General features: G+C 61.4%; 5 protein-coding genes. 4 read left to right on the plus strand and 1 reads right to left on the minus strand.

Features of this window, described 5'->3' with window-relative positions; translation table 11 throughout:
* Positions 1-95: 95 nt before the first annotated feature.
* Positions 96-302 carry a DUF2735 domain-containing protein gene (locus AGR7B_RS11750; protein ID WP_065656767.1) on the minus strand — a complete coding sequence of 69 codons (207 nt, stop codon included), beginning with the start codon at positions 300-302 and terminating at the stop codon, positions 96-98.
* A gap of 481 nt (positions 303-783) precedes the next feature.
* Between AGR7B_RS11750 and AGR7B_RS11755 the strand changes: the two genes are divergently transcribed.
* The 4 genes from AGR7B_RS11755 (at position 784) to AGR7B_RS11770 (ending at position 7,099) form a co-directional block, all read left to right on the plus strand.
* Positions 784-1,818 (plus strand): glutamine synthetase beta-grasp domain-containing protein, encoded by a 1,035-nt coding sequence (locus AGR7B_RS11755; protein ID WP_065656766.1) that lies wholly within the window; start codon positions 784-786, stop codon positions 1,816-1,818.
* Between the two features lie 157 nt (positions 1,819-1,975).
* Positions 1,976-2,746 carry an SDR family oxidoreductase gene (locus AGR7B_RS11760; protein WP_080856713.1) on the plus strand — a complete coding sequence of 257 codons (771 nt, stop codon included), beginning with the start codon at positions 1,976-1,978 and terminating at the stop codon, positions 2,744-2,746.
* Positions 2,747-2,777: 31 nt separating this feature from the next.
* Complete coding sequence (locus tag AGR7B_RS11765) at positions 2,778-6,173, plus strand: hybrid sensor histidine kinase/response regulator (RefSeq protein ID WP_080856714.1); 3,396 nt, start codon at positions 2,778-2,780, stop codon at positions 6,171-6,173.
* Positions 6,170-7,099 carry a response regulator gene (locus AGR7B_RS11770; RefSeq protein WP_080856715.1) on the plus strand — a complete coding sequence of 310 codons (930 nt, stop codon included), beginning with the start codon at positions 6,170-6,172 and terminating at the stop codon, positions 7,097-7,099. The genes AGR7B_RS11765 and AGR7B_RS11770 overlap by 4 nt, the downstream gene beginning before the upstream one ends.
* Positions 7,100-7,240: the final 141 nt, after the last annotated feature.

A 7,240-nucleotide genomic window follows, 5' to 3' on the forward strand; every position in this document is an offset into this window, starting at 1 on the left:
CAAGGTTAAAGGTATTCGGTGAGCTAGCCCCTCATCCGACCCTTCGGGCCACCTTCTCCCCGGCGGGGAGAAGAAATGCACGGCACGGTCTCACATCAGGAATGCGGCTTGTCGTTCCGCTCTTCGTCGCGGATCGCCTCGTCGTGGTACCACGAGCCGAAATCCACATGCGGCTCGCGCGCCTCGCGCTCGAGGTCACTCAGCCCGCTGTTGCGGAATTTGGACACGCCCGCGCGCCCGCCAATCGGGAATTGATAGATCGTTGCCGTCTCACGATGAAAGCCAGTCGCCATTTCGGTCATCTCACTCTGTTTGCATCGAAGCACTTTGGTATCAGGAGCAAACCCGCAAAGGCCAGATTCGCTCCGTTTGATTAAAAAAAAATCACCTTGCGAAAAATATAGGCATTATTCGTCTCATCTACAAGAAAAACCATTCCGAAAGCGCCGGTTTTTGGGGCAAATGCCAATCCCTCGCGCGCAACCGAAATCATTGCATCGCAGCAGGGCATTCCACCGGGAGACGCCGGCTATCTATCAGGATTCAATGATGAAACATGAGGGGTGAATTTGCCTTCCGCAGTGCAGCAGAACCATCCGCGCGTGATATCCTGGCTCCTGGGCGACAGGGGGCCTGAAAGATTTTTCGAAAAAATCGCCTGATATCGCCAATCTGGCACGCGGCATGCATCTAAGGGGTCAGCCCTTGAACGCGAATGCGCTTCGGTGGCCAAAGCCACGGGAGGCCTCAAGGCTTCGCATTGTTACCTATGAGAGGTTCGTAATGACTAAGTTCAAACTCGAGTACATCTGGCTGGACGGATACAAGCCGGTCCCCAACCTGCGCGGCAAGACCCAGATCAAGGAATTCGACGAATTCCCCACACTCGAGCAGCTGCCGCTTTGGGGCTTTGATGGCTCGTCCACGCAGCAGGCCGAAGGCCACTCGTCGGATTGCGTGCTGAAGCCCGTCGCGATCTATCCCGACCCGGCCCGCTCCAATGGTGCACTCGTCATGTGCGAAGTCATGATGCCCGATGGCGTCACCCCGCATCCGTCGAACAGCCGCGCAACCATCCTCGACGACGAAGATGCATGGTTCGGTTTCGAGCAGGAATACTTCTTCTACCAGGACGGCCGCCCGCTCGGCTTCCCGGAGCAGGGTTACCCGGCTCCGCAGGGTCCTTATTACACCGGCGTCGGCTTCAAGAATGTCGGTTCGGTTGCCCGCGAAATCGTTGAAGAGCACCTCGATCTCTGCCTCGAAGCCGGCATCAACCACGAAGGCATCAATGCCGAAGTGGCCAAGGGCCAGTGGGAATTCCAGGTATTCGGCAAGGGCTCCAAGCGCGCCGCCGACCAGATCTGGATCGCCCGTTACCTGCTGCTGCGTCTTTGCGAACAGTACGGCATCGACGTCGAATTCCATTGCAAGCCGCTCGGCGACACCGACTGGAACGGTTCGGGCATGCATTGCAACTTCTCCACCAAGTTCATGCGCGAAGTTGGCGGCAAGGAATATTTCGAAGCCCTCATGGCCGCTTTCGCCAAGAACTGGAAAGAGCACATCGACGTTTACGGTCCGGACAACCACCTGCGCCTGACCGGCAAGCACGAAACCGCTCCGTGGAACAAGTTCTCCTACGGCGTTGCTGACCGTGGCGCTTCGATCCGCGTTCCGCATTCCTTCGTCAACAACGGTTACAAGGGTTACCTCGAAGACCGTCGTCCGAACTCTCAAGGCTGCCCTTACCAGATCGCTTCCGTCGTTCTGAAGACGATCGCAGAAGTGCCGCTCGCAAAGTCGGCTGCTGCCTGATATCGAACTGATGGCGTCGCCCGAACCGGGCGACGCCATTTTTCTGTCCACCGAACAGCCGGGCCGGACGGGCGACCTTTCGCTCTCTGCCCCACGCGGCATATTCTTCCTTCGCGAACTCCAAGAAGTTTCGGCACGTCAAGCAAGAAGGTGAGCGATGGGCATTCTCCAGAAATTCTCTCTCGAAAACCGCACCGCTGTCATCACCGGCAGCGGCCGCGGCCTTGGCTTCGAAATCGCCAGCGCCTTTGCCGAAGCGGGCGCCCATGTGTGGCTGACCGGCCGCAATGCCGAAACGCTGGAACAGGCGGTCGACACGCTACGCAAGGCCGGCGGCAAGGCCGATTACGCCGTCTTCGATATTGCTGATACGGCAGCCGGCAGCGCCCTTGTCCGCCGCATAATGGACGAGTTCGGCCACCTCGATATCCTCGTCAACAATGTCGGCGCGCGCGACCGCCGCCCGCTTGCCGAATTCAGCGACGAGGACATGCTGGAACTGATCCGCACCGATCTCACCTCCTCCATCTCTCTGTCGCGCGATGCCGCAGAGGCCATGAACGCCAATGGTTACGGCCGCATCATCACCATCACCTCCATCCTCGGCCATATCGTCCGGCCGGGGGATGCGATCTATCCCGTCGCCAAACAGGGTCTGACCGGGCTGATGCGGGCGATTGCCGTGGAATATGGCGCACGCGGCATCACCAGCAACGCCATCGCACCCGGCATGTTCGCCACCGAAACCAATGCCGCCCTTGCCGAAAATCCTGAGATGGTGGCCTTCGCCAAACTGCGGGTGCCGCTGGAGCGCTGGGGCCGGCCGGATGAGATTGCCGGTGCGGCGCTGTTTCTGGCCAGCGATGCGGCCTCCTTCGTCAACGGCCATGTGCTGACGGTGGATGGCGGCATGTCGGTGCGGCTGTGAGAGGCCCGTTGCGGAAAGGCGCTCAATAGGTATGGCGGCACGGCAACGCATCATCCCCGTCAGGCGCGAATATAACCGCTGGGTCGCCAACCAGACGCTGGAAGATTATGCGCTGCGTTTCACCGCCAAGAGCGCCCGGCAATTTTCCTCCAACCGCATTTCCCACACCGCCATCGGCGCGATTTCCTTTCTGGCGCTGGAAGCCATCGGCGGCGCCATCACGCTCTCCTACGGCACCACCAACGCCTTTTACGCCATTCTCGTCGCCGCCATCGCCATGCTGGCCGTCGGCCTGCCGATCAGCCGTTATGCCATCCGTCACGGGGTCGATATCGATCTTCTGACGCGCGGCGCGAGCTTCGGTTATATCGGTTCCACCATCACCTCGCTCATCTATGCCGCCTTCACCTTCATGCTCTTCGCCATTGAGGCGTCGATCATGTCAGGCGCGCTGGAACTGGCGCTCGGCATACCCTTGTGGATCGGCTACATCATCTCGGCCGTCATGGTCATTCCGCTCGTCACCCATGGCGTGCGGCTCATCAGCCGCTTCCAGATCGTCACGCAACCTTTCTGGATCGTGCTGAATATTCTGCCCTTCGTGTTCATCGCTTTGATGGACTGGGAAAAATACGATCTGTGGCGGGCCTTTGCCGGCATACACCACGCCTCGGGGCCGCCCGGCACGGTGGCAGATTTCAATCTGGTGGAATTCGGCGCGGCCTCCGCCGTCATCCTGGCGCTGATGTCGCAGATCGGCGAACAGGTGGACTTCCTGCGCTTCCTGCCGGCCGAGGGGCAAAGCCGCCTGCGTCACCGCATTGCGGTTTTCCTCGCGGGCTCGGGCTGGGTCGTCGTCGGCGTGCCGAAGCTGCTCGCCGGTTCCTTCCTCGTGGTGCTCACCTTCAGTTCCGGCGTCTCGGTGGATCGCGCCGCCGATCCGGCGCAAATGTATCTCACCGCCTTCGGTTACATGATCCCCAACGAGACGGCGGCCATGCTGCTGATGGTCGCCTTCGTGGTCGTCTCGCAGCTGAAGATCAACGTCATGAACGCCTATGCGGGTTCGCTCGCCTGGTCGAACTTCTTCTCGCGCCTCACCCACAGCCACCCCGGCCGCGTCGTCTGGCTGGTCTTCAACGTGGCGATCGCGCTGCTTCTAATGGAACTCGGCATTTACCGGCTGCTGGAAGAAACGCTCGGCATCTTTTCGATCATCGCCATGGCGTGGCTCTGCACCATCTCGGCCGATCTTTTCATCAACAAGCCGCTTGGCCTTGCCCCGCCCGGCATCGAATTCAAGCGTGCCCATCTTTACGATATCAACCCCGTCGGCGTCGGCTCCATGGCGCTTTCGGCGACCATCGCGCTGATGGCGCATTTCGGCGCCTTCGGGCCGCTCGCCGCATCGCTCGCGCCCTATCTCACACTGATCGTCGCTTTCATCGCCTCGCCGCTGATTGCCTGGGGCACGAAGGGCAAATTTTATCTCGCCCGCAAGCCGCGCCAGAAATGGCGTGAGGAAAGCAGCATCACCTGCTCGATCTGCGAACACCCTTTCGAGCCGGAAGACATGGCCTGGTGTCCCGCCTATGCCGCGCCGATCTGTTCGCTCTGCTGCTCGCTTGACAGCCGCTGCCATGACATGTGCAAGCCGAAGGCGAAGCTGAACTATCAGGTCGCGACCGTCGCGAAATCTTTCCTGCCGGATCAACTGGTCGCCAAACTCGCCACCCGGCTCGGACGTTACGGCATGGCCGCGGCGATTGCCGTCACCGCCATCGGCGGCATATTGGCAATGATCGCCCATCAGGTCGGCACCGCCTCGCCGGAAACGGCCGATGTGGTGAACCGCACCATCCTCATCGTGTTTTTCGTCTTCGCCGTCATTGCCGGCATCGTCTGCTGGTTCCTCGTGCTTGCCCATGACAGCCGTGTGGTGGCGGAAGAGGAATCTTCCCGCCAGAACACGCTGCTGCTCAAGGAAATCGCCGCCCACAAGAAGACCGATGCCGCCCTTCAGGACGCCAAGGAAACGGCTGAGGCCGCCAACCGCGCCAAGAGCCGTTATGTGGTGGGCCTCAGCCATGAATTGCGCACCCCGCTCAACGCCGTCCTGGGTTATGCCCAGATTCTCGAGCGCGACGACACCATCCCCCCGCCCCGGCAATCGGCGATCAAGGTCATCCGCCGCTCGGCCGATCACCTGTCCGGCCTGATCGACGGGCTTCTCGATATTTCAAAGATCGAGGCCGGCCGTCTGCAGGTCTATTCCAACGAGATCAATATTCAGGATTTCCTCGACCAGATCGTCGACATGTTCCGCCCGCAGGCGCAGGCCAAGGGGCTGGAATTTCGCCATGACCGCTCCCGCGCCCTGCCGCAATATGTCCGCACCGATGAAAAGCGGCTGCGGCAGATCCTCGTCAACCTCATCTCCAACGCCATCAAGTTCACCGATGAGGGCGCCGTCACCTTCGATGTCGGTTACCGCAGCCAGGTGGCCAGCTTCACCGTTTCCGATACCGGCCGCGGCATTGCCGAAAAAGACCTCGCCCGCATCTACGAACCCTTCCAGCGCGGCGAGGCAGACAGCGTGCGCCCCATGCCGGGCCTCGGCCTCGGCCTGACCATCACAAGGCTCCTCACCAATACACTCGGCGGCGAAATTTCCGTTTCCAGTGCAAAGGATGAAGGCTCCACTTTCCGCGTGCGCCTCATGCTCTCTGCCGTGCACCGGCCAAGCACGGCGCCGGCGGCGGAAAAGACCATCCGCTCCTATTCCGGGCCGCGCCGCACCATCGTCGTGGTCGATGACAATGAGGATCATCGCGAGCTGATGCGGCAGGTGCTGGTGCCGCTCGATTTCGTGGTGCTGACCGCCCAAAGCGGGCCGGAATGCCTGACGCTCATCGAAGGCGTGAAGCCCGACCTCTTCCTTATCGATATTTCCATGCCCGGCATGACCGGCTGGCAGCTTGTGACCAAACTGCGTGAAGCCGGGCAGACCGCCCCGCTCATCATGCTCTCGGCCAATATCGGCGACGGAACCGTGGCGGGCGCGGGCGAGGACAACCACAATGACGCCATCGCCAAGCCTGTTGATATACGCCAGCTTTGCGACAGGCTTGCCGTGCATCTCGGCCTGAAATGGATCTACGAGGCGGATATTCCGCCCCCGCCATCGCCGCCGCCCGTGGCGCAGATCGTCCATCCCGGCGCAATTCACATTCAGGATTTGCAGCGGCTCGGCGAAATAGGCTACATACGCGGCATCGAGGCGAAACTCGCCGATCTTGCCCGCAACACGGAAAACCTGCCCTTCACGCAGGAGCTCGGCACCTATGTGCAGGCCTTCGATCTGGCCGGTTACGCGCATTTTCTCAAACGGTTTGCGGATAGCGACACGGGAGACGGCAAGGCATGAGCGGTCAGGCGGCGGCAGCCCCGAGAGACATCGTATTGCTGGTGGATGACAGCCCGGAAGCACTGGGGTTCCTCACCGATGCACTGGAACAGTCAGGCTTTTCCGCCCTCATCGCCACCTCCGGCCAGGCCGCGCTCAACATCGCCGAACGCATCACGCCCGATATCATCCTGCTCGATGCCGTCATGCCGGCCATGGACGGCTTCGAGACCTGCCGCCGCCTGAAGGCCAATGCGGCGGTGGCGCAGGTGCCCGTCATCTTCATGACCGGGCTGACGGAGACCGAACATGTGGTGCGGGCGCTCGAATCCGGCGGCGTCGATTATCTGACCAAGCCGATCAACATCGACGAGCTGCGCGCCCGCATCCGCGTCCATCTCTCCAATGCCCGCTCGGCGCAAAGCGCCCGCGTCGCGCTCGACGCCGCCGGCCGCCACCTGCTTGCCGTGCGCGCCAATGGCGCCATCCACTGGTCAACGCCGCAGGCGACGCGCCTCGTCAACGCCGCCACCGGCCGCGATGACGGCATGGAAATCGTCACCAGCCATATTGGCCGCTGGCTCGCAGAACGGGCGGCGGCGGAAACCGGCCGCGACGTGCCGCTGACGATCACCGAGGCCGGGCGGCCCGCCCTGCAGCTGTCCTTCCTCGGCGCCATGGGGCAGGATGAATTCCTCTTCCGCCTCACCGCCGCCAATGAGAAATCCGGCGACCACCTGCTGCGCGAGCATTTTTCCCTCACTGCCCGGGAATCGGAAGTGCTGCTGTGGATCGCGAAGGGCAAATCCAATCGCGATATCGGCGATATCCTCGGCCTTTCCGCAAGAACTGTGAACAAGCATCTGGAGCAGATCTATGTGAAGCTCGGGGTGGAAAACCGGGCATCCGCGGCCGTGAAGGCGGCGCATATTCTGCATCAGGGGTGACGACTGCCATTATTATGGTAGGGTTCGTCCAGCATATATTGTCCGCTTGAGTACACACCACCCGCTTATTGGCTGGGCGGTTGCGGCTTGTTTCTTCTCCCCCGAGGGGGAGAAGTTCCGCGGCAGCCGGGGATGAGGGGG

This window comes from Agrobacterium deltaense RV3, assembly GCF_900013505.1.
GTDB lineage: Bacteria > Pseudomonadota > Alphaproteobacteria > Rhizobiales > Rhizobiaceae > Agrobacterium > Agrobacterium leguminum.